At 67.4% G+C, this 24427-nt stretch carries 20 protein-coding genes; 11 read left to right on the plus strand and 9 right to left on the minus strand.

From position 1 onward, the window contains the following. The first annotated feature begins 13 nt into the window (after nt 1-13). A complete protein-coding gene (locus HV824_RS16805) occupies nt 14-1126 on the plus strand; it encodes a hypothetical protein (protein ID WP_255208099.1) in 1113 nt (370 codons plus the stop codon). A gap of 6 nt (nt 1127-1132) precedes the next feature. On the opposite strand, the gene HV824_RS16810 is transcribed toward HV824_RS16805, so the two are convergent. The 5 genes from HV824_RS16810 to HV824_RS16830 all read right to left on the minus strand — a co-directional run bounded on the left by HV824_RS16810 (nt 1133) and on the right by HV824_RS16830 (nt 6092). Beyond that, complete coding sequence (locus tag HV824_RS16810; RefSeq protein WP_176423734.1) at nt 1133-1960, minus strand: SDR family oxidoreductase; 828 nt, start codon at nt 1958-1960, stop codon at nt 1133-1135. A gap of 96 nt (nt 1961-2056) precedes the next feature. Continuing rightward, entirely contained in the window at nt 2057-2347 is a 291-nt protein-coding gene (locus HV824_RS16815) for a YkvA family protein (protein WP_255208100.1), read from the minus strand. 89 nt (nt 2348-2436) lie between these two features. Then, entirely contained in the window at nt 2437-3495 is a 1059-nt protein-coding gene (locus tag HV824_RS16820; protein ID WP_176423735.1) for an ABC transporter ATP-binding protein, read from the minus strand. Between the two features lie 48 nt (nt 3496-3543). After that, nucleotides 3544-5109, minus strand: coding sequence for an iron ABC transporter permease (locus HV824_RS16825; protein WP_176423736.1), 1566 nt, complete (start codon nt 5107-5109; stop codon nt 3544-3546). Continuing rightward, entirely contained in the window at nt 5109-6092 is a 984-nt protein-coding gene (locus HV824_RS16830) for an iron ABC transporter substrate-binding protein (RefSeq protein WP_176423737.1), read from the minus strand. Before HV824_RS16830 ends, HV824_RS16825 begins: the two co-directional genes overlap by 1 nt. Nucleotides 6093-6237: 145 nt before the next feature. On the opposite strand from HV824_RS16830, the gene HV824_RS16835 reads away from it, so the two are divergent. The 3 genes from HV824_RS16835 (at nt 6238) to HV824_RS16845 (ending at nt 8443) form a co-directional block, all read left to right on the plus strand. Beyond that, on the plus strand, nt 6238-6855 hold the full coding sequence (locus HV824_RS16835; RefSeq protein ID WP_176423738.1) for a nuclear transport factor 2 family protein: 618 nt from the start codon (nt 6238-6240) through the stop codon (nt 6853-6855). 10 nt (nt 6856-6865) lie between these two features. Next, entirely contained in the window at nt 6866-7702 is an 837-nt protein-coding gene (locus tag HV824_RS16840) for a PfkB family carbohydrate kinase (protein ID WP_176423739.1), read from the plus strand. A 360-nt stretch (nt 7703-8062) separates the two neighbouring features. Continuing rightward, on the plus strand, nt 8063-8443 hold the full coding sequence (locus HV824_RS16845) for a DUSAM domain-containing protein (protein ID WP_176418739.1): 381 nt from the start codon (nt 8063-8065) through the stop codon (nt 8441-8443). A gap of 67 nt (nt 8444-8510) precedes the next feature. On the opposite strand, the gene gyrA is transcribed toward HV824_RS16845, so the two are convergent. Together gyrA and HV824_RS16855 are read right to left on the minus strand one after the other, a co-directional pair. Continuing rightward, nucleotides 8511-11315 (minus strand): DNA gyrase subunit A, encoded by a 2805-nt coding sequence (gyrA, locus tag HV824_RS16850; protein WP_176423740.1) that lies wholly within the window; start codon nt 11313-11315, stop codon nt 8511-8513. 168 nt (nt 11316-11483) lie between these two features. Beyond that, nucleotides 11484-12353: a M48 family metallopeptidase gene (locus HV824_RS16855; protein WP_176423741.1), complete on the minus strand. Its 870-nt coding sequence runs from the start codon at nt 12351-12353 to the stop codon at nt 11484-11486. 166 nt (nt 12354-12519) lie between these two features. Between HV824_RS16855 and HV824_RS16860 the strand changes: the two genes are divergently transcribed. From HV824_RS16860 to HV824_RS16885, 6 genes are all read left to right on the plus strand, one after another. Next, on the plus strand, nt 12520-13860 hold the full coding sequence (locus HV824_RS16860) for a Xaa-Pro peptidase family protein (RefSeq protein WP_176423742.1): 1341 nt from the start codon (nt 12520-12522) through the stop codon (nt 13858-13860). Nucleotides 13861-13934: 74 nt separating this feature from the next. Beyond that, nucleotides 13935-14300: a response regulator gene (locus HV824_RS16865; protein ID WP_176418735.1), complete on the plus strand. Its 366-nt coding sequence runs from the start codon at nt 13935-13937 to the stop codon at nt 14298-14300. An 855-nt stretch (nt 14301-15155) separates the two neighbouring features. After that, nucleotides 15156-16967, plus strand: coding sequence for a restriction endonuclease subunit S (locus tag HV824_RS16870; RefSeq protein ID WP_176423743.1), 1812 nt, complete (start codon nt 15156-15158; stop codon nt 16965-16967). Then, nucleotides 16964-18532: an AAA family ATPase gene (locus HV824_RS16875; RefSeq protein ID WP_176423744.1), complete on the plus strand. Its 1569-nt coding sequence runs from the start codon at nt 16964-16966 to the stop codon at nt 18530-18532. Before HV824_RS16870 ends, HV824_RS16875 begins: the two co-directional genes overlap by 4 nt. Beyond that, nucleotides 18533-19366 (plus strand): HNH endonuclease, encoded by an 834-nt coding sequence (locus HV824_RS16880; protein WP_176423745.1) that lies wholly within the window; start codon nt 18533-18535, stop codon nt 19364-19366. A 19-nt stretch (nt 19367-19385) separates the two neighbouring features. Then, on the plus strand, nt 19386-20876 hold the full coding sequence (locus HV824_RS16885) for a class I SAM-dependent DNA methyltransferase (RefSeq protein ID WP_176423746.1): 1491 nt from the start codon (nt 19386-19388) through the stop codon (nt 20874-20876). A gap of 419 nt (nt 20877-21295) precedes the next feature. Here HV824_RS16885 and HV824_RS16890 read toward each other — a convergent pair whose 3' ends face one another. Continuing rightward, complete coding sequence (locus HV824_RS16890; protein ID WP_176423747.1) at nt 21296-22108, minus strand: acyl-CoA thioesterase II; 813 nt, start codon at nt 22106-22108, stop codon at nt 21296-21298. Nucleotides 22109-22177: 69 nt separating this feature from the next. Beyond that, nucleotides 22178-22855, minus strand: a complete 678-nt coding sequence (gene ung, locus HV824_RS16895; RefSeq protein ID WP_176423750.1) for a uracil-DNA glycosylase — start codon at nt 22853-22855, stop codon at nt 22178-22180. Between the two features lie 178 nt (nt 22856-23033). On the opposite strand from ung, the gene HV824_RS16900 reads away from it, so the two are divergent. Beyond that, nucleotides 23034-24427: CpaF family protein (locus HV824_RS16900; protein ID WP_176423748.1), on the plus strand; the 1394-nt coding region annotated here is incomplete at its 3' end.

Genomic DNA, 24427 nt, shown 5'->3' on the forward strand with positions numbered 1-24427 from the left:
AGTGCCGGGCGACATGACGCTCGCCACGCTCCTCCTGCTCGCCACGCTCGCCGCTCAGTCCCCGGAGGCTCTGCCCTCGCCCGAGGCCACCGCACCGGAGACGGTCACCTCGCCGCCCCTGGTGTCCACGCCCGAGGCCTGTACGCCCGGCTCGGAGGCGGATTACTCGGCGGGCTTCGACGCGCTCGTGCGCGGCGACGACGCGAAGGCGCTGGCGCTGTTCGAGCGGGTGCTCGCGGCCTGTCCGCGGCACCCCCATGCCACCGAGCTGGCCCGGCTCTCCCGGACCCGGCTCGCGCCCGGAGGTCGACTGGCCACCGCCGCCGCGAGCGAGGCGGGGCGAGCGCCTCGCTCCAGCGCCGCGCGTGCCTCGCTCGTCGTGGTGCAGACGCTGCACGGCGCGGCCCAAGGGGTGCTCCTGTGCGCCATCGGTGATTGCAGCGGCCAGGGTTACGCCGCGGTGTCACTGCTGGGCGCCGGAGCGGGCGCCGCCAGTTCGTGGCTGCTCACCCGGGGCGGCGTGACGGATGGGCAGGCCGCCGTCATCAACTCCGGCACCGTGTGGGGCTTCTGGTTCGGCGTCGCGACGCTGCTCGCCTTTGATTTGGAGGGGGACAACGCGCTGGGCGCCACCATCCTCGGCGGGGCGGGCTTCACCGGCGTGGGCGTCTTGCTGGCGCACCTGGTGAGCCCCACGTCGGGGCAGGTGTCCCTGGCCAACTCGGGCGGCCTCTGGGCCGGCGTGGTGACGGCGCTGTTCCTGGCGACTTCGGACAGCAATGACACGCGGGGCTTCTTCGCCGCCGAGCTGGGCGCCACCGCCGCGGGCATCCTGTCGATGGCCATCCTGTCGAAGTACGTGCCGGTGTCCCGGGGCCGCATGCTCCTCATCGACGCGGGCGGCATCCTCGGCGGGATGGTGGGCGCGAGCGCCGTCTACCTCACCGCGGGCGATGACGCGGGAGACGCCATCCTCCTGGGCAGCGGCATTGGCGTGCTGGGCGGCCTGGCCCTCACCACGTACCTCACCCGGAACTTCGACCTGGAGGACGCTCCTCAGGTGACGCTGGCGCCGCTCACCACGTCGCGCGGGGGCACGGGCGTGTCCATGGTGGGCCGGTTCTAGCCGCGCTCAGCGACGGCGCAGGCCGTAGATGGACATGAGCATCTGCTCGAAGGTGCGCGAGGGCAGCACGGCCTTCGCCACCACCGCTACCCGCTGCGCCAGTTGGGCCACCGGGTAGCGCACGCGAGGGGCACCGCGCTCCATCACCTCCAGCACCTTCTTCGCCACGTCCTCGGCGGCCAGTCCCTCGCGTTCGCCAGACTCGATGGCCTTCAGCACGGCCTCGAAGCGCTCCTGGTACGCGGAGCCCGCGCCCGCCTTCGCGACACACACGCGGTTCTGGGTGATGCGCGTCCGCACGTCTCCGGGCTGCACCAGCGTCGCCTCGATGCCGAACTCCGCCACCTCCTGGCGCAGCGCCTCGGTGAAGCCCTCCAGGGCGAACTTGCTGGCGCTGTAGAGCGACTGGAAGGGCAACCCCACCTGCCCGCCCAGGGAGCTGACCTGGATGATGCAGCCGGAGCGCCGCTCGCGCATCGACGGCAGCACCGCCTTGCACACGCGCAGCGCGCCCAGGAAGTTGACGTCCAACTGCGCGCGCGCCTCCTCGATGGAGGTGTCCTCGGCGGCACCCGCGAGCGCGTGGCCCGCGTTGTTCACCACCACGTCGATGCGGCCCTCACGCGACAGCACCGTCTCCACGGCCCGCTGCACCGAGTCATCCTGGGTGACGTCCAGCTCCAGCATCCGGTAGCCCGGCGGCGCGGCCTCCACGGGGCGGCGGCTGGTGCCGTAGACGGTGTGGCCACGCGCGCTCAGCAGCTCCGCGCACGCCTTGCCGATGCCGGACGAGGCACCGGTGATGAGAACGACCCTTCCTTGCGAACCGGACATCCAGGCTCCGTGCGGCAGTCTTCCTGGCGCACAAACCACGGGTGCCCGGGGCCCGACAAGGCACTCTCACCCCGCGTCACGGGGGTGCCCGGCGACCTACACCGTCTTGCTGCTCACCGGAGCGGACGTCCCCTGCGGCACATCCTCTCCCGCGACGGCCACCTGGTGGCGCTGTACCTCGCGCACCATGAAGAAGGCGGCGGCGGACAACACGCCCAGGTCATCCAACCAGCCGAGCACCGGAATCACGTCCGGCAGCGCGTCCACGGGCGACAGGAAGTAGACCACCGCCATCACCCCGGCGAGCTTCCGCCAGAGCGCTACGTGCGGGTCGCGCACGTACCGGAAGAAACGGCTCCCCATTCCACGAAGGCCTGCGATGTTCATACCTACCTCTACGCACGAGGGGCCCGGGTGATTGCGGCCCCAGCCCATACCCAGCGTACGTCGTCCGGCCGCCCGGAGGACAGCCGGGCTCAGTCCGGAGTGTCCTCCAGCACCATCGCCCGGCCCACCACCTCCAGCCGCGCCCGGTCGCCCGCGCGCAGCGGCAGGTCCGGCGCGCCGCGCACGGTGAGCTCCAGGCCGTTGCAGGCCACGGTGAACTCGGCGGCGGGGCCCTGGAACTCGCGCGTCAGGACCTCCGCTCGCAGCGCGCCGCCCAGCGCGACGCCATCCGCGTCTGGCACCAGTCGCATCGCCTCGGGCCGCAGCGACAGCAGCACGTTGCCCTTCGCCGGTGCGCCCGTCACCGGGAGGATGCCGAGCAGCGTCCGGGCGCCATTGCCAAAGCCCACGCCCGGCAGCAGGTTGGTGCCGCCCAGGAAGTACGCCACGAAGGCCGTGCGCGGCGTGGCATAGACGGCCTCCGGCGTGCCCACCTGCTCCACCTTGCCCGCCCGCATCACCGCCAGCCGGTCCGCGAAGGCCATGGCCTCCTGCTGGTCATGCGTGACGAGCATCACCGTGGCCCCCAGCGACTTCAGCGCCCGCCGCACTTCCATCCGCGTGGAGGCCCGCAGCGCGCTGTCCAGGCTGGAGAAGGGCTCGTCCAGCAGCAGCACCCGGGGACCGGGAGCCAGCGCCCGGGCCAGCGCCACGCGCTGCTGCTGCCCACCCGAGAGCGCGTGCGGCATGCGCGACTCGAAGCCCTCCAGGCCGAAGAGCTTCAGCATGTTGCTCGCGCGAGCACGGGCCTCCTGGCGCGGCATCGCGGTGAGGCCAAAGGCCACGTTCTCCACCACGGACAGGTGCGGGAAGAGCGCGTAGTCCTGGAACACCATGCCCACGCTGCGCTGCTCGGGCGGAACGAAGGCGCCGGAGCCGGCCAGGGTGCGGCCCTCCAGCGTGACGGCGCCGCTGCTGGGGCGCTCAAAGCCCGCGACCAGCCGCAGCGTCGTCGTCTTGCCACACCCCGACGGGCCCAGCAGCGCCAGCACCTCGCCGGGCTCCACCGCCAGGGACAGGCCGTCCACCGCGGCGGTACCGCTGGAGGCATAACGAAGGGTGACGTCGTCGAGCGAAAGCAGAGGCATGGCGCGCGGCGCACCCTACCGCGTTCCCGCGGGCACGGGCGCTTTGGCTCAACCCGGAGACGAGCTGCCCTCTTGCGACACCAGCAGCCCCACACCCAGCGTGGAGACGGCCATCAGCACCAGCGCCGGCAGCGCGGCCTCGGCGAAGCGGCCCTCGGCCGTGGCGCCCCAGACGCGCGTGGCGAGCGTCTCGAAGCCGATGGGGGCCAGCAGCAACGTGGCCGGGAGCTCCTTCATCGCCGTGAGGAAGACGAGCGCCGCGCCCGCCAGCAGCCCGGGCCGCAGCAGCGGCGCCGTCACCCGGCGCAGCACGCCGGACGGAGGCTGGCCCAGCGACGCCGCGGCCTCCGGCAGGTGCGGGTTGAGCTGGAGCAACGACGCCCGCACCACGCCCACCGCCTGCGGCAGGAAGCGCACCACGTAGGCCAGCACCAGCATGACCAGGGTGCCGTAGAGGAAGGGCACCGCCTGCACGCCCAGGAAGACGAGCGACAGCGCCAGCACGATGGGCGGCAGCGCATAGCCCGCGTAGGACACGCGCTCCAGCGCCACCGTGAGGCGGCTCGGGTAGCGCACCGCGAGGAAGGCCAGCGGCAACGCGCCCACCACCGCCGCCACCGCGCCCAGCATGGAGGCGCTCACCGAGTTCCATGCGGGCCCCATCATCGGCCCGGACTCCACCGACAGCCCCCGCACGCCCCAGTAGACGAGCACGCCCACCGGCAGCCCCACGCCCACCGCCACCACCGCGCCGCACAGGAGCAGCGCCGGCACGCGCCAGCGGCCCAGGAGGACGAGCGAGGAGGCCCGCGCGGCGCCCTTCGCGCTGCGGTGATAGCTCGCACGGCCGCGCAGCCACAGCTCCAGGGCCAGCACGCCCACCGTCACGGACACCAGCGCCAGCCCGAGCAGCGCCGCGTAGCTGCGGTCATACGCGCCCTCGTACTGCACATAGATGGCGCGCGAGAAGGCGTCGTACTGCAGCAGCGCCACCGCGCCGAAGTCGGAGAGGACGTACAGGCCCACCAGCAGCGCGCCAGACGCGAAGGCCGGGCGCAGCAGGGGCACGGTGATGCGAAAGAAGGCCCGAGCAGGCGTGAGCCCCAGGCTCCTCGCCCCCTCCAGCCATGCGGGGTCCTGGGACTGCAGCCCGGCGCGCAGCGCGAGGAAGAAGTACGGATACGTCGACACCGTCAGCGCCAGCAGCGCTCCGGGAAAGCCATACACGGGCGGCACCGGGAGGCCCCAGCGCGTCAGGGGCTCTTCCAGCGCGCCGCCCACGCCGAACGCCGCCAGCAGCACGTAGCCGCTGACAAACGTGGGCACCGCCAACGGCACACACAGCAACACCGTCCACAGCCGGCGCCCCGGCAGGTCCGTGCGCGCGGTGAGCCAGGCCAGCGGCAGCGACAGCAGCGCCGCGCAGCCCGTCACCGCCGCCGCGAGCCCCAACGTGCGGCCCAGCAGGCCCCACGTCCTGTCCCGCAGCAGCAGGCCCCAGGCGTCCGCGTCCGCCTCCACGGCGCGCACGCACAGGTACACCGCGGGCACCAGCGCCAGCGCGGCCATGGCCACGCCGGCCACCCACAACCCCACCGGGGCACGACGACGCATCAGAGGACGCCGGTGTCCTGGAGCAGCTTCACGGTGCCGCGCAGGTCATCCAGCCTGGACAGGTCCAGGTCGGGCGAGCCCACCTTGTCGAGCGGGGGCAGGCCTTCGGCCAGCTTCGCGCCCGGCACCAGGGGGAACTCGGACGTCTCCTGCGCGAAGTACGCCTGCGCCTCCGTGTCCAGCAGGTACGCGGCCAGCTTCTTCGCCGCGTCCGTGTTCTTCGAGCCCTTGAGGATGGCCACGCCCGCCACGTTCACCAGCGCGCCCGGGTCCCCCGCCGCGACGAAGTAGTTGGCCACGGGCAGGTCCGGTTTGTTCTTCTTCGCGGAGAACAGGTAGTAGTGGTTCACGAAGCCCGCGTCGATTTCACCGCGCCCCAGCGCCTCGATGATGGCGGAGTTGTTCTTGTAGACGCGCGGCGCGTTGGCCTGGATGCCCTTGAGCCACTGCGTCGCGGCCTCGTCGCCCTTGAGCAGGCGCAGCGCGGTGACGAAGGCCTGGAACGAGGCGTTGGTGGGCGCCCAGCCCAGGCGGCCCTTCCACTTCGCGTCCGTGAAGCCGAGGATGCTCTTGGGAAGCGTGTCCGCCTTCACCTTCTTCGTGTTGTAGGCCACCACGCGCGCCCGGCCGCTGGTGCCCACCCACACGCCCTGCGGCGAGCGGAAGCGCGCATCCACCTTGTCCAGCGTCTGCTTGGGCAGCGGCTGCAGCTGGTCCGCCTTCGCCAGCGCGCCGAGCGCCCCCGCGTCCTGCGCGAAGAACACGTCGGCCGGCGTCTTCGCGCCCTCCTCCAGCAACGTGGCGGCGAGCTGCGGCGTCTCGCCGTAGCGCACCTTCACCTCGACGCCCGTCTTCGCGGTGAACTTCTTGAGGAGCGGGCCCACGAGCTTCTCGTTGCGGCCGGAGTAGATGGTGAGCGTCTCCGCCGCGAGCGCGGGGGAGGCCAGGGTCAGGACCAGGGAGGCCAGGAGGAGTCGAACCATGGGCCGGCACCCTAACGGACGGCCTCCCCCGCTTCCACCGATTGCGCGCGGGCGCCGGGTGAAGCGCGAAGCAGGTGACGACAGCGCTCCTTCGCGGCCCGGAGTAGCCTCGCGGGCCCCCACCTCCCGCCACCGTGGAGACACCATGCCGCGCCCGCTCGTCGCCGCCTGTGCCGCCGCCGCTCTGCTCGCCGCGCCCTCCGCCCTCGCGCAGGCGCCCGCGTCCCCGAAGCCCGCCGTCTCCACGCCCAACCCGATGAAGGACGCCGCCGAGCGAACCCGGAGCGCGCTCCAGCTCGCCCCCGCGCCGCGCCCGGAGGACGTGCGCTCCATCGACGCCCTCATCGCCGCGCTCTACGACGTCATCAGCGGCCCGGCGGGACAGGCGCGCGACTGGCAGCGCTTCCGCGCCCTCTTCCACCCGGGCGCGCAGATGATTCCCATCCGCCGGCCGAAGGACGGCAAGGGGCCCGCGGCCACGCCCTTCACGCCGGAGGACTACGCCACCTCCGCCTCGGTGGCCTTCAACAAGCGGGGGTTCTTCGAGAAGGAGACGCGCCGGCAGGTGTCTGGCTATGGAGACCTGGTCCAGGTGCTGAGCGCGTATGAGACGCGGGAAGCCGCGGACGGGCCGGTGATGGCCACGGGCGTCAACAGCTTGCAGCTCGTCTTCGATGGGAAGCGCTGGTGGATTCTCAACATCGCCTGGACGGACGACAAGGCCGCGGGGGTTCCCGTGCCGAAGGACTTCACCCGGAAGTAGAACGCGCGTCATGGGTGACGCGTCCCTGCGCGATGTGCTGGTGGTGGGGAGCTACTGCCACGACCTGCTCCGACATGGCCCCGGGCGGCAGACACATGCGCTCGGCGGGTCGGCGGCGTACATCGCGTCCGTCCTGGAGGCGATGGGGCTGGAGTACGCGGTGGCCGCGGTGGCTGGCGAGGACTTCCGTTACAGCGACGCGGTCCGGTATCCGCCGCGCATCGTTCCGGGGACGCGCACCACGCAGTTCATCGCGGACTTCGAGGGGGAGGCGCGGACCCTTCGCGTCAGTGCGAAGGCGGAGCCGATTCTCCCCACGGACATCACCGTGGACGCGCGCGTGGCGCTGGCGTGCGGGGTGGCGGGTGAGGTGCTGCCGGAGACGCTGCTCCGCGCCTCCGAGCGGGCGCGGCATGTGCTGGCGGATGCGCAGGGGTTGCTTCGGGCCTTCGATGGCGACGGACGGGTGCTCAACCTCCGCCTGGAGGACACGCCCTTCGCGGGGCTGCTGGAGCGACTCCGGGTGTTGAAGGCCAGCGAGGAGGAAGCCCGAGCGATGGACATCGAGCGGGTGCGTCAGCGGACGTGCCTGGTGGTGACGCGCGGGGCGCGGGGCTGCACGGTGCTCACGGCGGAGGCGCGCGTCGACGTGGCCACGGTGGCCGTGGAGGAAGTGGATGCCACGGGCGCGGGGGACTGCTTCCTCGCGGGCTTCACGCTGGGGCTGCTGCGAGGGCTGCCGTTTGAGCGCTGCGCCGCGCTGGCGAACTGGTTTGGCGCGCAAGCGGTGACGCAGGTGGGTGTGCCGAAGTTGGATGTCAGCCGGCTTCCCGCGGAACTGCGCTAAGCAGTATTCAATGAAAATCAAGAACACTGCCACGCCTTTGGGATGTGTGCTCGTAAGCCTTGCCCTGGGATGTTCCAGTGGCGCGCACTCCACCGGGAGACGAGGCGAACCGTACGCACTGGCTTCCTGCTCCGATTCCGTATCGTGCTGCCTCCAGCGATTCCCCGGCATGCCCGAAGCATGTGGGCTTTCCGCTGCCGAGGCCGCTGTGCTCATGACCGGCGTCCAAGTCGCCACGGACACCACACCCGTCGAGTGGGATGACTCGCATAATGCAGCCCTCCCCGAATGGAAGCGAACGTGCATTCGTGCCTATGGCGACTGCAAACAGGATGGCTGGAGGGGCCACTCAAATAGCGCATGGCTGAAGAACTCGATTGGGATCCAATTCGCGCCCTTGCTCGCCGGGTGCTGCGCGATGGAGAGCCCCTGATGCTCACCATCGAAGTGCGGGGACTCCTGGCGCGAACGGCTCGCGAAGTGGGCATCAGCCAAGCCGAGGCGACTGCGGCACTTGCGTCGGACACGAGCGCCCTGGAGCTCCTCCATGAGTGCTCGCGTCGCATCAGCGAAGGCTCCAGCCGGATGGTGAATGCACTTCACCGGATGTATCAACACAAGCGCGCGGGTGACCTCGACAGTGCCCGCCAGGAAATGCGGGACGTGTTGGCCGCCGAGGTGGTCCCGCATTACCGCGCCGTTGCGCAAGGTCAGCTCAACCTGCTGGATGATGCGCCTTGAATGACAACGGGGACGCGACTTCCGCCGCGTCCCCGTCAGTCAGCCTTCCGGCAATTCAACGGACGACTCAGCCCTGCGTGGGCTCCTCGTCACCCGGGGTACCACCCTCCTCGGGCGCCGGGGCCGGCTCGGCAGCGGCTTCCGCTGGAGCCGTGGTCTCACCCATGGCCTCCACCGGAGCCGCGGCCTCCCCCGTGGCGTCCACGCTCTCCACGGGAGTCACCGCCTCGCCGTTCTCCTCCGTCTCATCGCTCTCGGGCAGCTTGGAGATGGCCATGACCTTCTCCTGCTCGTTCTCCAGCGCAATCAGCCGCACGCCCTGCGTGTTGCGGCCGATGACGGAGATTTCCTTCACCCGCATGCGGATGAGCATGCCGCCGTTGGTGACAATCATCACCTCGTCCGACTCCTTCACCTGGAGCAGACCCACCACCTTGCCGTTCCGCTCGGTGGTCTTGATGTCGATGATGCCCTTGCCGCCACGGCCCTGCTGCCGGTACTCGGTCTCCTGCGTCCGCTTGCCGTAGCCGTTCTCCGTCACCGTGAGGATGGCCGTGTCCGTCTCCACCATGTCGGCGCCCACCACCTGGTCGCCGTCCTCCAGCGTGATTCCCTTCACGCCGTAGGCCTGGCGGCCCATGGAGCGGACCTCCGTCTCCGGGAAGCGGATGCTCATGCCCGACGCCGTCGACAGCAGGATGTCCTTGCTGCCGTCGGTGATCATCACCGCCACCAGCTCGTCCCCGTCGTCGATGCCCAGCGCGATGATGCCGCTGGAGCGGACGTTCTCGAACGCGCTCAGGTCCGTGCGCTTCACCACGCCCCGCTTCGTCACGAAGAAGACGTAGCGGTTCTCCGGGAAGTCCCGCGTCACCAGCACCTGCGCCAGCCGCTCGCCCTCGCCGAACTGCACCAGGTTCACCATGGCCTTGCCGCGCGACGTGCGGCTGGCCTGCGGAATCTGGTGCACCTTCAACGAGTACAGCTTGCCCTTCGTCGTAATCGGCATCAGGAACGCGTGCGTGCTGGCCACGAACAGCTTGCTGACGAAGTCGTCTTCCTTCGTCGCCGCGCCCGTCTTCCCGCGCCCACCGCGCTTCTGCGCCCGGTACTCGGTCAGCGGCGAGCGCTTCACGTAGCCCGTGTGCGACAAGGTGACGACCATCGTCTCTTCGGCGATGAGGTCCTCGCGGGTCATCTCATCCACGGCGCCGGTGATTTCCGTGCGGCGCTTGTCGCCGTAGCGCTCGCGAATCTCCACGAGCTCCGTCTTGATGACGCCGAGCAGGCTGCTCTCGTTGGCCAGGATGTCCCGCAGCCGCGCGATGTCGCGCACCAGGCCAATCAGCTCGCGGAACAGCTCCTCGCGCTGCAGGCCGGTGAGCCGCTGCAGCCGCATCTCCAGGATGTTCTGCGCCTGGCCCTCGCTGAAGCCCGCGCCCTCGTACTTGTGCGCCAGGCCCCCGTAGCTGGGCTCCTCGTTGCGCGCGCGGGAGACGAGCAGCTCCATCTGCGCCTTCGCCTGCGCGTAGTCGATGCGCTGGAGGGTCGCGAAGCGCTCGTGCTCGTACAGCGCGGGCGACAGGATGTGCATCAGGCCCCAGCGCGCCTCGTCCGGGTCCTTGGACGCGCGGATGAGGCTGACCACCAGGTCGATGAGGTCCTGCGCGACGAGCAGACCTTCGACGATGTGCATGCGCGCCAGCGCCTTGCGCAGCTCGTAGCGCGTGCGGCGCGTCACCACGTCGCGGCGGTGCGCGATGAACCGGTCCAGCATCTCCTTCAGGTTGAGCGTGCGCGGCTGGCCCCCGTCGATGGCCAGCATCACCGCGCCGAAGGTCGTCTCCAGCGACGTCATCGCGTACAGGTTGTTGAGCACCACCTGCGCAATCGCATCGCGCTTGAGCTCGATGACGATGCGCATGCCCTGGCGGTCGCTCTCGTCGCGGATGTCGCTGATGCCCTCCAGCTTCTTCTCGCGCACCAGCTCGGCGATCTTCTCGATGAGCCGCGCCTTGTTCACCTGGTACGGAATCTCCGTGAAGATGAGGGCCTCGCGGTCCCCCTTCTTGGAGGTCTCGACGTCCGAGCGCGCCCGGATGGTGACCTGACCGCGGCCCGTCTCGTAGGCGCGGACGATGCCCTCGCGCCCGGTGATGATGGCGCCGGTGGGGAAGTCCGGACCGGTGATGAACTCCATCAAGTCACGGACCGTGCAGCCCGGGTTGTCGATGAGGTGCAGCGTGCCGGTGATGACCTCGGTCATGTTGTGCGGCGGGATGTTGGTGGTCATGCCCACCGCGATGCCGCTGCTGCCGTTGACCAGGAGGTTGGGGAACTTCGACGGGAGGACGAGCGGCTCTTCCAGCGAGTCGTCGTAGTTGGGACCGAAGTCCACCGTCTCCTTGTCGATGTCCGCCAGCAGGTCCTCCGCCAGCCGCTCCATGCGCACTTCCGTGTAGCGCATGGCCGCGGGCGAGTCGCCGTCCACCGAGCCGAAGTTGCCCTGGCCGTCCACCAGCAGGTAGCGGAGGCTCCACTCCTGCGCCAGGCGCACCATGGCGTCGTACACCGACGAGTCACCGTGCGGGTGGTACTTACCGATGACGTCACCCACCACGCGGGCGGACTTCTTGTAGGCCCGGTTGTGGAGGTTGCCCAGGTCATTCATCGCGAACAGCACGCGGCGATGCACGGGCTTGAGTCCGTCACGCACGTCGGGCAGCGCGCGCCCCACGATGACGGACATGGAGTAGTCGAGATACGAACGGCGCATCTCGTCTTCGATGTTGACGGGAATGAGCTCTCCAGCGCTGTCCGGGGGAGGAGGCGCGGAGGGCGATGCCGGCTTGTCGGTCGTGTCGTCAGCCATGAGCTCTGGAAGTCTGCGGAGGGGCCCGCGAATGGGGGCCGCCGTCCAGTGGGTGAGCGTTCGTAACCCCTGGATTTCCCAGCGTCAACAGGGGAAACAAGGGGCTTTCGCCCCGAACGGCGGGATGCCGGGATGGGACTCTTTTTTGAACGCTTGAGCGGGCCTTTTTCAGCCCCGCGGGCGCAAGGGAGCAGCCAGGCGCTCGGCTTCGGTTCCCACCGGTCCTTCCGGGTCTCTCTCCTTCGCTTTTTCGAACGCCGCCAGGGCCCCTTCCCGGTCGCCCTTGAGCTTCAAGGCCACGCCCACGTTGAGGTGCGCGGCGGGAGCGTCCCGGTCCATGGCCACGGCCTCCCGGAAGTGCACCAGCGCCTGGTCCACGTCGCCCGACAGCAGGGCCTCCTTGCCCGCCTGGACGCGCTTCTCCGCGTCATTCACGAGCTCCACCTGGAACACGCTGCCGCCCACCACGTTCGCGACGAGCACGCGCAGGATGCCGCCCCAGTAGAACGTGAGCCCCTCCGCGGCCACCACGGCGGCCAGCGGCAGGTCCGGGAGCAGCTGCTTGCCGCGGAACTTGAAGCGCACCCGCGTGTAGCGGCCCTTGTTGGCCCAGTGGACCATCTCCCCCTGGAGCTTGCGCAGCCCTTCTTCCATGCGCTTGGGGTCGATTTCGAAGGGCAGCACGCGGCCCGCGGGCTCGCCGGACGGGAGCGCCTTGGGGCCAGGGCGGCGCGGCGTGGGCTCGGCGTCCAGCACGGGCTCGGCTTCCAGCACGGGGGGCCGAGGCGCCGCGGTCGCGGGCTCGGACACCGGCGCGCTGGCCCGACGGGGCGCGGCGCGAGCCCTGGAGGCGGCCTTCTTCGGGGCGGCGGCCTTCTTCGGGGCGGCGGCCTTCTTCGGGGCGGCGGCCTTCTTCGGGGCGGCGGCCTTCTTCGGGGCGGCGGCCTTCTTCGGGGCGGCGGCCTCCTTCGCCGCTGCCCTCGACGCGGAGGGCTTCTTCGCCTTTGACGGACGCTTCTGGGACGTGCGCTTGGCCATGGACACACCTTAAACGAGCCACGGCGGCAACGCTTGCACGGCGCCGTCGGATGGCGGGCTTCGCACGGTTCTTCGCACGCACGCCACACGACTTCACGCCGCGCGAGTCCCTTCTCGCCGGGCGCTCGGGGATGATGGGGCCTCTTCCTCAAAGGACCTTCCCCGCATGACTCGCGCCCGGCACGCCCTGCTCTTCGCCCTGCTCCTCGCCGCCCCCATCGCCAGCGCCGCGCCCGCCGACCCCATCGCGTCCCAGGACGCCTGGCCCCGCATCCGCAAGGCGCGCATCCAGAAGCTGCTGCCCCAGGCCATGGCCCGCGCCAACGTGGACGCGTGGGTGGTCATCTGCCGGGAGAACGACAATGACCCGCTGGCCATCCACGTCGGCTGTGAGAACGCCGGAGGCACCGCCGCCTTCCTGTTCCTCAAGCAAGGCGAGGCCGTGCGCGGCGTGGCCCTGTCACCCGAAGGCGAGGCCACCGCGCTCCGCGACGTGGCGCCGCTGGACGAGGTGGTGGCGCTGCCGCGCGGAACGAAGCTCTACGCGCAAGTGGCCTCGCGGCTGGCGGCGGCGAAGCCGAAGCGCATCGCCGTCAACTCGTCCACGTCGGTGACGGTGGCGGATGGCCTGTCCGCCACGCAGCGCGCCGCGCTGGAGAAGGCCCTGACGCCCGCGCTGCGCAAGAAGCTGGTGTCCTCCGAGGACCTCGTCTCCGAGTGGCTCTCCGTGAAGCTGCCCGAGGAGGTGGACATCCTCCGCAAGGCCGCCGCGCTGACGTCCCAGCTGGAAATCGAGGCCTACCGCGCGGTGGTGCCGGGCAAGACGCGCGACGTGGACGTGGCCCGCTTCCTCCGCCAGCGCATGGCGGAGCTGGGCGTGGGCGACGCCTGGGCGCCGGACCAGAACCCCAACGTCCAGAGTGGCCCCACGCGCGGCCACTCCCACGCCACCGAGCGCGTCATCCAGCCGGGTGACTTCATCCAGACGGACTTCGGCATCCGCGTGGGCGGCATGTGGGTGACGGACATCCAGCGTTTCGCCTACGTGCTGGCGCCGGGCGAGACGCAGCCGCCCAAGGCGGCCCTGGAGAAGTGGGAGAAGGGCAAGAAGGGCAGCCGCATTGCATTGGCCACCCTGAAGCCGGGCGTGCGCGGCTGGGACGTGGACAAGGCCCAGCGCGACTGGATGCGTGAAGCCGGCTCCGCGCCCGTGATGTGGGGAACGGGGCACCCGGTGGGCTACTGGGCGCATGACGTGGGCCCGGCGCTCTCCGGCGCGCAGCAGGGCAAGCCCGCGGCGGGCCAGGCGGCGCGAATCGTCCGGCCCGGGCAGGTCTTCGCCTTCGACGGGTTCTTCGCGTGGCCGGACGGCGGCGAGGGCGCCCAGCGCATCATCGCCGTGGAGGAGATGGCCGTCGTCACCGAGACGGGCGCGGAGTACCTCATCCCACCGCAGGAGGACCTGGTGCTCATCCCCTCCCCGGGTCCGTCCCGCCCCGTGCCGTGAGACATGTGTGACGTGACAAGCTCCCGGGACATGCTCAGGTAGGATGAGCGGAACCGCTCGCGGAGATGGCCCCGATGCAGAACGTGCTGGTGATTGACGACGACGCCTTCGTGCTCTCGGTGGTGCGGGACATCCTCCAGAGCGCGGGCTACGGGGTCGTGACGGTGCAGTCACCCGCCGAGGCGTTCAACCTGGACCTGTCCAGCGTCTCCGCCATCCTCTGCGACTACAACATGCCGGACATGAACGGCTCCGACGTGCTCACTGTGATGCGTGAGCTGAAGGACTGCCGGGTGCCGTTCATCTTCCTCACCGGACACGAGGACCTGGATGACCTCGTGTCCGTGGCCATCCGCTACGGCGCGGAGCTGCTGCCCAAGCCCATCCAGCCCGTGGAGCTGGTGCGGCTGCTGGTGAAGCAGCTCGCGTCCGCGGCTTGAGCGCTATCCCAGCACCGCCACCAACTGGCGGCCAAGCCTCCAGTCCCAGAGTGGCCGCCTTCTTCAGCGCGGGCGAAAGCAGATACGCCATGCGCTGCCGCCTTCCAACAGACCTCAATCCGACGGGAAGTGCACAGAATGCGGGTGCGAACAGGCGGCACATTCACCCACACGAAATTGGCAGTGCATAATCCACAGCTGCCCCCTCGCATTCCTGCGAAATCCCCTTGACCGAGCCCCCCACCGCACGTACGCCACACCTGCGAGCCTCTCTCAAGGCAGTGAGCTTCGTCCGCTTCCGTGGCTCTCCCGCACTTTGTGTGGTGAGGCCAATCAGGTAGCGAGCAGCACCCGCTGAGAGTCGCCCGCTTCCGTGGACATTCCTATGTGGTGGAGGGGTGCTCGATGACGGAGCGAGAAATGCCGGCAGCGGCGTAGGTCCAGCTCGAAGTTCACGGTTGGTGCGGTGAACCTTGTGCTGGAGGAGGACGAGTCCGTCGCGGAGGTTGCGCAATTTTTTGCACCTGATCGAGACGGCCCCCCGCATCTTCCATCAGCGCAGGGAGTGCCAACCTCAGCATGTACTGCTGCGACCGGCCAGCCCTCGGGCTACCTCGTCCTCGCGCGCGTCGAGCGTGGAGCCGCAAGCTGAGACCACAGGGATGCGCCCGCTCCTCGGAGATTATTTTTAGGAGTTTTAGCCGTTTACGCTGCCACTTGCTCCATGCCGATCCGCTCTTGCGGTGCATCAGTGCGGCGACGGTGGGCCGTTGGGCACAGTTCGTACGTGCCGCATCTGGTCAGGCAGGGTAAGAAGCGCTCAAAATCCGCTCAGGCATGGCACCCGGCGACAGAATGACCCGTACCCTGGTTGACGAACACTACCCGCTCGATCCCCACACAATCCCGAGCTCCTGGGTACTCACCACGGTAGGAGATGCCCTCCCCGACATCCGCTCAGGGTACTCCGCCAGCGAGCACAACATGGAGAAACGGGGCATCCTACACCTGCGCCCGGGAAATCTCGACCGGAACGGCCGACTCGATGTTTCCCAGGCCAAGTACGTGCCGGACTCCTTGGATGCTCTTCGAATCACCACTGGCGACGTCGCCTTCAACAACACGAACAGCCCGGAACTCGTCGGGAAGACGGCCCCGGTCACGATCGAAGCCACTTGGGGGTTCTCGAACCACATTACCCGGATCAGGCCTGGCCCCGGTCTATCCAACGTCTTCGTCGCGCACCAACTCCACTACCTGTGGATGACCGGTTACTTCAGACATCGCTGCACGCACTACGTCAACCAAGCGAGCATCTCCGCGACGACGCTGGCGGACACGGTTCCCTTCATCGTGCCACCAACGGAGGACCAGCTGCGGATCAACTCCGAGCTGGAGGTACACTTCGCTAGGCTGGACCAGACCGTCGCATCACTTGAGAGAGCCAAGGCCAACGAGAAGGACTACCGGAACGCGCTGCTGGCCGCAGCGTATCGGGGCACCCTCCTTCCGGCTCCTTCCGAGCCTGTTACCGGCGACACGGCTGAATCCAATTCAGGGGAGGAGTACCTTGAGGAGCTGCTCCGCCTTCGCCGCGCGCGATGGGAAGAAGCACAGCTAGCAGTCTTCGCCGCTAAGGGTGAGAAACCTAAGAACGACGCATGGAAACAGCGTTACCCGGAGCCCTTCGCGCCCTCGGAGGAACTGAGCACCCCGCTGCCCGCCGGGTGGACTTGGGCGACCTTGGATCAACTCTCCGACGCAACCCAGCCGATCACCTACGGCGTCGTTCAACTTGGAGAGACGATGGATGGTGGCGTCCCCACGTTGCGGTCCAGCGACGTTCGGCGTCTTCGCATCGACCTCGGCTCGGTGAAGCGGATTTCGCCCAGAATCGCCGAGAGCTATCAGCGTACGATACTTCAGGAGGATGACGTGCTGGTGACCATTCGAGGAACCATGGGTGGCGTTGCCAGCGTCCCACGGAAGTGCGCGGGGTTCAATATCTCGCGCGAGGTGGCTCGAATCGTCCCCTTGGATCGGGCGGCCTCCGCACTGATGGCCATGCTCATCGCCGCGCCCACAAGCCAAGTCTGGCTCAAGAACCATGCCCACGGGATCGCCTACACCGGTGTCAACATAGAGGACTTGCGGAAGCTCCCTCTTCCCATTCCCCCACCCGCCGAGCAGCATCGTATCGTCGCGGATTTGAGTCGACTCTTTGAGAAGGCCGATCTGTCCGCGAGATCCATCGCCGTCGGACTCGCAGAGGCCCCAGCGCTGCGGATGGAGTTGCTCCGGAAGGCCTTCACGGGCGCGCTCTTTCCTCCCTCGAGCACCGCCGTGAGCGCGGATGAGTTGGTGAAGTCGCTCCGACAGCACGCTACTGCCCAGAAAAGCAAGGCGGCTGCGGAACGGAAGGACAGCACGAAGATGGTACGCAGACAGAAGCAGGGGGCTCCCACCGAGTTACCCAGACGATCACTCCTTTTGGTCCTGAGCGAGGCCAAGTCACCCCTCAAGCCTGACGCCTTGTTCCGCGAGGCAGGATTCAACGAAGAGGTCGTGGACGAGTTCTTCACCGAGTTGCGTGAGCTGGAGAAGCAGAAAAAAATCGTGCAAGACCGAGATGCACACGGCGAACCACGGCTGAAAGTGTCGCCATGAATCTCGACCGGCTCCAGATCGAAAGCTTCAAGAACCTGAAAGACTTCGAGATCGTTTTCGACAAGGGCGAGAACTCTTTAGTCACCGTGATCGTAGGGCAGAACGGCACGGGGAAGTCGAACCTGCTTGAGGCACTGATCATCATCTTCCGGGACCTGGATCTCGGCTCATCCCCAGCGTTCCGATACAAACTCGACTACACCTGCCGAGGCGCCAGCGTTCATATCGACGCGGACCCGCGCCGAGAAAGGGAAAGCGTCCAGGTCACAGTCAACGGAACCGCCGTTACCTATAAGAAGTTCATCCAAGGCGACCCACGGTATCTGCCCACTTATGTCTTCGGGTACTACTCGGGGCCAAGCAATAGAATGGAGAGTCACTTCGAGCAACACCACACCCATTTCTACAAGGCGTTGGTTCACGGAGACGACCGCCCGCTCCGTCCGCTTTTCTACGCCCGGCTTGTGCACAGCCAGTTCGTTTTACTGGCGTTCTTTACCGAGCAGGATGCCGAAGCCCTCAAATTCTTGTCCACGGAACTGAGGATTGAAGGACTGGATTCGGTCCTCTTCGTGATGAAGCAACCCGACTGGAGCAAGAGCAGGCGGGCGCAGGCGGGCGACCCCCGATTCTGGGGAGCCAAGGGCGTGGTGCGTGGCTTTCTCGATAAACTCTACGCTCTGGCATTGGCGCCCCTCCGGCTCCCACGCCGGTTGCCAACTCCCTTCGGAACGAGCGGAAAGCAGGTGCAGCACCTGTACCTCTATCTGAGGGATCTCAAGGCTCTTCAAGACCTCGCGAGCAGCTACCAGAGCCAACAGGAATTCTTCAAAGCGCTTGAGAGCACCTACATCTCCGATCTGATCAGTGAAGTCCGGATTCGAGTGAAGGCTCGCAACGTCGATGGCACATTGACATTCCGGGAACTCAGCGAGGGAGAACAGCAGTTACTGATGGTGCTCGGCTTGCTTCGTTTCACCCGGGAGGACGAATCTCTCTTTCTCCTTGACGAGCCGGACACGCACCTCAACCCGACCTGGAGCATGAGGTACATCGAGCAAGTCAACAAGGTGGTGGGAAAGCAGGAGACGAGCCACATCATCATGACGACGCACGACCCTCTCGTCATTGCCGGGCTCAAGCGCGAGGAAATTCGGATCATGCACCGGGAGTCCGACACCGGACGCGTCGCGGCGGAGCGCCCCGAGCAAGCGCCGCAAGGAATGGGCGTGGAGGCAATCCTGACTAGCGACCTCTTCGGGCTGCGATCGACGCTCGATCTTCCCACGCTGAGGCTCCTGGACGAGAAACGAAAGCTCGCGGTGAAGGACACGCTGTCGGAGCCGGAGCGCGAGCGGCTCGCGGAGCTAAATGAGCAACTGGGGGATCTCGACTTCACCCGGACGGTGCCAGATCCGCTCTACCGCCCCTTCGTGAGGGCAATGAGCAAGCTCCAAGAGAAGGGAGGATTGCTCCAGCCCGTGTTGACACCCGACGAGGTCAAGAAGAAGGAAGAGTTGGCGGATAGGATTGTGGAGGAGCTCGCGTCCGAGCCAATGCCCTAGATGCGATTCATCGATATCTCAGACATCGAAAATGACATAAAGCGGAGCCGCGGGCCGAAATGGGAGGAGAAGGCACAGAAGGCTCACGCCGCCGCCGCGAGCGCGTCACCCGCAGAGCGCTCGGTGGTCATCAACAATCACGCCAAAGTCTGGCAGGAGGTAAAGGAACTTCTCGCCCAGAAGTCGAACAATAAGTGCTGGTACTGCGAAACAGAGCAGGAGCGGTCCGATGACAACGTGGACCACTACCGCCCCAAGAACTCTCCGGTCGATTGCAAGGAGCACCCTGGTTACTGGTGGCTGGCGTTCACCCCCTCGAACTATCGATATAGCTGCACCTACTGCAACAGCCGTCGGACGGACGAGGAGCATGGGACGGCCGGCGGAAAGCACAATCACTTCCCCTTGGAGCGCGAGAAGGATCGTGCGTTTCGTCCGCAGGACGTGGGGAATGAGCGACCGCTTCTCCTGGATCCCACGGTTCGCGCTGACATTGGCGCATTGTGGTTCGAACAAGACGGGCGTCCTGTCCCGAGGTATGCCGCAGACGAGAATGCGTCATTGAACGCCCGTGCCAAGAAGTCGATCGAGTTGTACCACCTCGACCATCAGGGGATCGTCTCAAAGAGGAAGTTGATCTTCAATCGCATAGACTCCCTCATCAAGCTCGGGAACGAATGTCTCAAGAAGAATGACAGGAGTTCGTGCGAATGGGTCGAGGGCGAGCTTCGCAAGCTAGCAGATCCCAATTCCGAACACTCAGCAGCGGCCAGGGCCTACATCAAGGGGTTTAGGAGCAACAAGTGGGTCGACGCCCTATACAACACTTTGTAGCGACGAAACGAGAGGTAACGTGAGTCGAGAAGCACAAAAGCTGGTGCAGAAGCTCTGGCACTTCTGCAACGTCCTACGAGACGACGGCATGTCGTATCCGGATTATTGCGAGCAGTTGACTTACCTGCTCTTCTTAAAGATGGCACACGAGCAGGAACTACAAACCGCGCGACGCGTGTCACTCATCCCTGCGCCTTATCGATGGGACAGCCTGTTGAACAAGCGCGGGGCCGCCCTGGCTCGGCACTATTCGAAAATCCTCTCCGACCTCAGTAAGCGCGAGGGCATTCTTGGCGTCATCTTCAACGGCGCGCGGAACAAGATTCAAGACCCTGCCAAGCTGCGCCTGCTCATCATCGACCTCATTGATGCCGAGCAGTGGACCGGGCGGGACATCGATATCAAGGGCGAAGCCTACGAGGGGCTTCTTGAGAAAAATGCTCAGGACACGAAGAGCGGAGCCGGGCAGTACTTCACCCCCCGTGCGCTAGTTCGAAGCATCGTCGAGGTCGTTCAGCCCGCTCCGGGAGAGACCATTTGCGATCCCGCTTGCGGTACCGGAGGGTTCTTACTAACGGCGCACGAATATATTTCGACTCATTCAAGACTGGCCAAGAAGCAGCGCGAGCACCTGAAGCGGCGGGCCATACGGGGATACGAACTCGTCGGCTCGGTCAGTCGCTTGGCGGCGATGAACCTGATGCTGCACGGTATCGGCGACTCTGAGGACGAGTCGGATGTGCCTGTCGTCACGGGCGACAGCCTCCGCGAAAAACCCCAAACCAGATTCGATGTGGTGCTCACGAACCCGCCGTTCGGGCGAAAGTCCAGCATCACCCTAGCCTCCGAGAGCGCCCAGGACGAGCGCCAAACATTGGCACTCAACCGCGATGACTTCTGGGCGGCGACCACGAACAAGCAATTGAACTTCGTCCAGCACGTCTTCACCTTGCTGAAGCCCGATGGCCGCGCCGCCATCGTTGTCCCCGACAACGTGCTTTTCGAGGGTGGCGCAGGCGAGGTCATCCGTCGCCGACTGATGGACTCCGCAGATGTCCACACCATCCTTCGCCTGCCGACCGGGATCTTCTACGCGCAAGGCGTGAAGGCGAACGTCATTTTCTTTGATCGTCGTTCCCGGCCTGCACGGAAACCTGGCGCCCTCTGGGTGTACGACCTGCGAAGTAGAATGCGAGTCACCCTCCGGACAAATCCCCTGACCCGCGAGGACGTGCAGGAGTTCGTCGACTGTTACAAGGCCGGTGCTCATGCCAAGCGGGCCCCGACTTGGACCCCTCAGTCGCCGTTGGGCCGGTGGCGTAGGTTCTCCTACGAGGAAGTTCAGGCCCGTGAGAAGTGCAACTGGGACTTGATGTGGCTCCGTGACGACGGAGGTGCTTCTTCGGACACCGAGTCACCGGCGCAGATTGCCACCCGAATGATCCAGAACATTGAGGATGCGCTCCAGAACCTGAAGTCCATGGCGAGGACGCTCGATTCCGAGACATAGCTCAGTGTCAGTAAACGTTCTCCGGCTGCCCAACAACAAATTGTTACTAGACACAGCCATTACCAAGCTCAACATACGAAAGCCAAGCTCAGCATCTGACTACTCCACCAGTTCTGAAAGCAGGGCATGACAGCGGAAGAAATGCCCGCTCTGCTTCGCCACATGCGACAGGAAGGTGCGCTGCCTACGCGCGGAGGCATCCCCTCATTATTTCCAATTTCCCCTTGGAGTGAGTTTGGCCGGCTCCTCACTGCTTCTCCGAGGGGAAACTTCAAATGAGGGGATAACTCAGGCCCACGCGGGGACTCCTCTCGCCAAGCTCGCCGCTTGGTTCCGCCACCTCATATCCTTCCGTCAGCTCAACTGAACTCTGGAGTAGCGTCGGCCTCCTCGCTGCTCAGGGAGGCATTCTCGGCCGTTCAGCCCAGCACCGCCACCAGTTGGCGGCACTGGGCCAGCAGCTCGCCCTCCTGGGTCCACAGCTGCTGGAAGTCCTCCGAGTAGCCCTCCGCCGCCTGCCGCGAGCGCCCCGTGCGCAGGAAGTAGGCGTCCTCGCGCAGGCCGGGCCGCGGCAGGTCGTGGAAGAAGTGCACGGTGAAGTCCACGCTCGCCGCCGCGTGGAAGCCGTCCACCCGCGAGAGCACCGACGGCGGATAGGCGTCCATCAGCCCCACGCACAGCGGCGCGTCCAGCACCAGCGTGTCCCTGGGACGAATCCAGCCGCCCGTCTCCGCCACGTCCGCGCCAGAGTACGGCGCCGAGCCCACGCAGAAGCGGTACTCGAAGAAGCTGCAGAAGGTGGGCATGGGCACGTCGTCCGGCACCGCGGGCACCTCGTGCGGCGGCGGCACGACAGGGCGCTTCACGTCGAAGTACTCCGTCACCCCACCGCGCGACGCGCCGAACGTGGCGGTGGCCACGCACAGCACCCCCGCGGCGCTCTCCACGCGCGCCGTCGCGTGGGTGACGAGCCGCCCCGTCCTTTCAATCCGCGTCTGGATTTCCGCGTCGCCCTCCACCGCGGGCGCGCAGAAGTGCGCGGTGAGCGTGCGCACGGGGCGCCCCGCCTGCTGGGCCTGCGCCAGGGTGTGCTCCAGCGCGCGCAGTGTCGTCCCCGCGACGATGCCGCCATAGGCGCCCTTGCCCTGATACCAGGGCGCGGTGAAGCGGATGCCGTAGCGGTTGGGAGAGAGCGGCTCGGGGGTGGTGGCGGCGAGGAAGGCAGCGGTCATGTCGCGCCGCAGCGTATCAACGCCGCCCCAGTGTGTCCGGCCCGAGCCTCACTCGGGCTCGCCGCCCCTTCAGGCGGACAGGCGCCAGTCGATGGGCGGACGGCCGTGGGACGCCAGCGCCTCATTCACGGCGCTGAAGGGACGGCTGCCGAAGAAGCCGTTGCTGGCCGACAGCGGCGAGGGGTGCGTGCCCTCGATGATGACGTGCCGCTTCGCATCGATGAGCCTCTTCTTCTTCTGCGCGTAGCGGCCCCACAGCAGGAACACCACCGCGTCATCCTTGGCGCTCACCGCGCGGATGACGGCGTCCGTGAAGTCCTCCCAGCCGTGCCCCGCATGGCTGTTGGGCTTCGCCTGCCGCACCGTCAGCACCGCGTTGAGCAGCAGCACGCCCTGCCGAGCCCACGGAATCAGCGAGCCGTCCTTCGGGCGGGGCACGCCCACGTCGCTCTCCAGCTCCTTGAACATGTTCACCAGCGACGGCGGCGGCGCCACCCCGGGCTGCACCGAGAACGCCAGCCCATGTGCCTGTCCCGGCCCGTGGTAGGGGTCCTGCCCCAGCAGCAGCACCCGCACGTCTTCATAGGGCGTGAGCCGGAAGGCGGAGAAGAGGTCCTCCTCCGACGGGAAGACGGTGGCCTCCCGCCGCTCCGCTTCGACGAAGCGCTCCAGCGCCTGGAACGACGGCGACGCCAACGCCGCGCGCAGCTCCTGCTTCCAGTCCTCCGGCAGCCCTTCCGCGAGCATGAACGCCTCCCCTTCCTGCGGCGGCGGCATTGAAGCACCGGGCTCCAGGAGGGCCCACTGCTTTCCACCTGTCCACACCGGAAACCGTCTGTGGGCGGCCCCTGCCCCAGAAAGCAGCCAGGCAGGCGGGGCGGGTTCTTGGGCCCTGGGGCCAGAGCGCGCTAGCCTGGGTGGCGCCATGACGATGTACACCGAGTCACTCCGCGCGTTCCTCAAGCCCGTCCTGCCCTACATGGACGACGAGGCCGTGTCGGAAATCATGATCAACGGCCCGACCGACATCTGGATTGAGCGCAAGGGCCGGCTCACGAAAGTGGATGCATCGTTCACCGACGAAGGCCTGCTCGGCGCCGCGCGCAACATGGCCCAGTTCGTCGGCCGCATGCTCAACGAGGAGCGCCCCCGCCTGGACGCGCGCCTCCCGGATGGCAGCCGCATCCACGTGGTGATTCCGCCCATCGCGCGCAAGGGCACCACCATCTCCATCCGCAAGTTCTTCAAGGAGAAGCTGACGGTCCAATCCTTGATGAAGTTCGGCTCACTCACGCCGCAGATGGCGCGCCTCATCGAGGCGGGCATCGCCACCAAGCTCAACATGCTGGTGGCCGGCGGCACGGGCTCCGGCAAGACGACGCTGCTCAACATCGTGTCGTCGCTCATCCCGGACGAGGAGCGCATCCTCACCATCGAGGACTCGGCCGAGCTCCAGCTCAACCAGTCCCACGTCGTGCCCTTCGAGAGCCGGCCCCCCGACAAGTTCGGCAAGGGCGCGGTGGACATGGGCGACTTGCTCCACTCCGCGCTGCGACTGCGCCCCGACCGCATCGTCGTCGGTGAGGTGCGCGGCGGCGAAGCCTTCCACCTCATGCAGGCCATGAACACCGGCCACGGCGGCTCGCTGGCCACCACGCACGCCAACACGCCCACGGACACGCTGCGCCGCATCGAGTCGCTGTGCCTCATGTCCGGCGTGGACCTGCCCATGGTGGCCGTGCGCGCCCAGGTGGCCAGCGCCATCAACTTCATCATCTGCTGCGAGCGCCTCCACGACGGCAGCCGCAAGACGATTGCCCTGTCGGAGGTGCTGCCCCTCAACGAGAAGGGCGACTACCGCACCCAGGACATCTTCGTCTTCACGCCCGTCACCAAGGACGAGGACGACCACATCCTGGGCTACCACGCGCCCACCGGCATCATCCCCAACTTCGTCAGCAAGGCGCGCGCGTACGGCTTCAACGACCTGGACGAGGCCTTCTTCGACCCGGCCACCTACGGCCTGCCGCCGCCGCCCACCTTCCACGCGGGCGAGGCGTACTCGGTGCGCTGGGCCCCGTCCCTGAAGCACCGCGAGCAGGGGAGGCCGGACCCGGACCACTTCAAGACGGAGTGGTCCGCCTTCGAGCAGCGCCTCAAGCAGGACGCCCGCGACGCGAAGGCCGGCAAGGCCGCCGCCGCGCCGCCGCCGCCGCCCGCGCCGGCCGTGCAGGTGCAGGTGCCCGCGAGCCACCCCACCCCGCCGCCCGCCGCCCGCGCCCGGCCGCCAGAGCCTCCGCCCGCCGTGAGGCCCGCGAC

Source organism: Myxococcus sp. AM009 (genome assembly GCF_013372605.1).
In the GTDB taxonomy this organism is placed as follows: domain Bacteria; phylum Myxococcota; class Myxococcia; order Myxococcales; family Myxococcaceae; genus Myxococcus; species Myxococcus vastator.

Bases quoted from the DNA above. Each gene is read 5' to 3' on its own strand.
- ung (WP_176423750.1), bottom strand. From the start codon at position 22,855: ATGCTCGCGGAAGGGCTGCCGGAGGACTGGAAGCAGGAGCTGCGCGCG.
- HV824_RS16845 (WP_176418739.1), top strand. From the start codon at position 8,063: ATGGCTGAAGAACTCGATTGGGATCCAATTCGCGCCCTTGCTCGCCGG.
- HV824_RS16825 (WP_176423736.1), bottom strand. From the start codon at position 5,109: ATGCGTCGTCGTGCCCCGGTGGGGTTGTGGGTGGCCGGCGTGGCCATG.
- HV824_RS16855 (WP_176423741.1), bottom strand. From the start codon at position 12,353: ATGGCCAAGCGCACGTCCCAGAAGCGTCCGTCAAAGGCGAAGAAGCCC.
- HV824_RS16890 (WP_176423747.1), bottom strand. From the start codon at position 22,108: ATGACCGCTGCCTTCCTCGCCGCCACCACCCCCGAGCCGCTCTCTCCC.
- HV824_RS16830 (WP_176423737.1), bottom strand. From the start codon at position 6,092: ATGGTTCGACTCCTCCTGGCCTCCCTGGTCCTGACCCTGGCCTCCCCC.
- HV824_RS16835 (WP_176423738.1), top strand. From the start codon at position 6,238: ATGCCGCGCCCGCTCGTCGCCGCCTGTGCCGCCGCCGCTCTGCTCGCC.
- HV824_RS16880 (WP_176423745.1), top strand. From the start codon at position 18,533: ATGCGATTCATCGATATCTCAGACATCGAAAATGACATAAAGCGGAGC.
- HV824_RS16820 (WP_176423735.1), bottom strand. From the start codon at position 3,495: ATGCCTCTGCTTTCGCTCGACGACGTCACCCTTCGTTATGCCTCCAGC.
- HV824_RS16840 (WP_176423739.1), top strand. From the start codon at position 6,866: ATGGGTGACGCGTCCCTGCGCGATGTGCTGGTGGTGGGGAGCTACTGC.
- HV824_RS16875 (WP_176423744.1), top strand. From the start codon at position 16,964: ATGAATCTCGACCGGCTCCAGATCGAAAGCTTCAAGAACCTGAAAGAC.
- HV824_RS16860 (WP_176423742.1), top strand. From the start codon at position 12,520: ATGACTCGCGCCCGGCACGCCCTGCTCTTCGCCCTGCTCCTCGCCGCC.
- HV824_RS16870 (WP_176423743.1), top strand. From the start codon at position 15,156: ATGACCCGTACCCTGGTTGACGAACACTACCCGCTCGATCCCCACACA.
- HV824_RS16815 (WP_255208100.1), bottom strand. From the start codon at position 2,347: ATGAACATCGCAGGCCTTCGTGGAATGGGGAGCCGTTTCTTCCGGTAC.
- HV824_RS16805 (WP_255208099.1), top strand. From the start codon at position 14: ATGACGCTCGCCACGCTCCTCCTGCTCGCCACGCTCGCCGCTCAGTCC.
- HV824_RS16865 (WP_176418735.1), top strand. From the start codon at position 13,935: ATGCAGAACGTGCTGGTGATTGACGACGACGCCTTCGTGCTCTCGGTG.
- gyrA (WP_176423740.1), bottom strand. From the start codon at position 11,315: ATGGCTGACGACACGACCGACAAGCCGGCATCGCCCTCCGCGCCTCCT.
- HV824_RS16810 (WP_176423734.1), bottom strand. From the start codon at position 1,960: ATGTCCGGTTCGCAAGGAAGGGTCGTTCTCATCACCGGTGCCTCGTCC.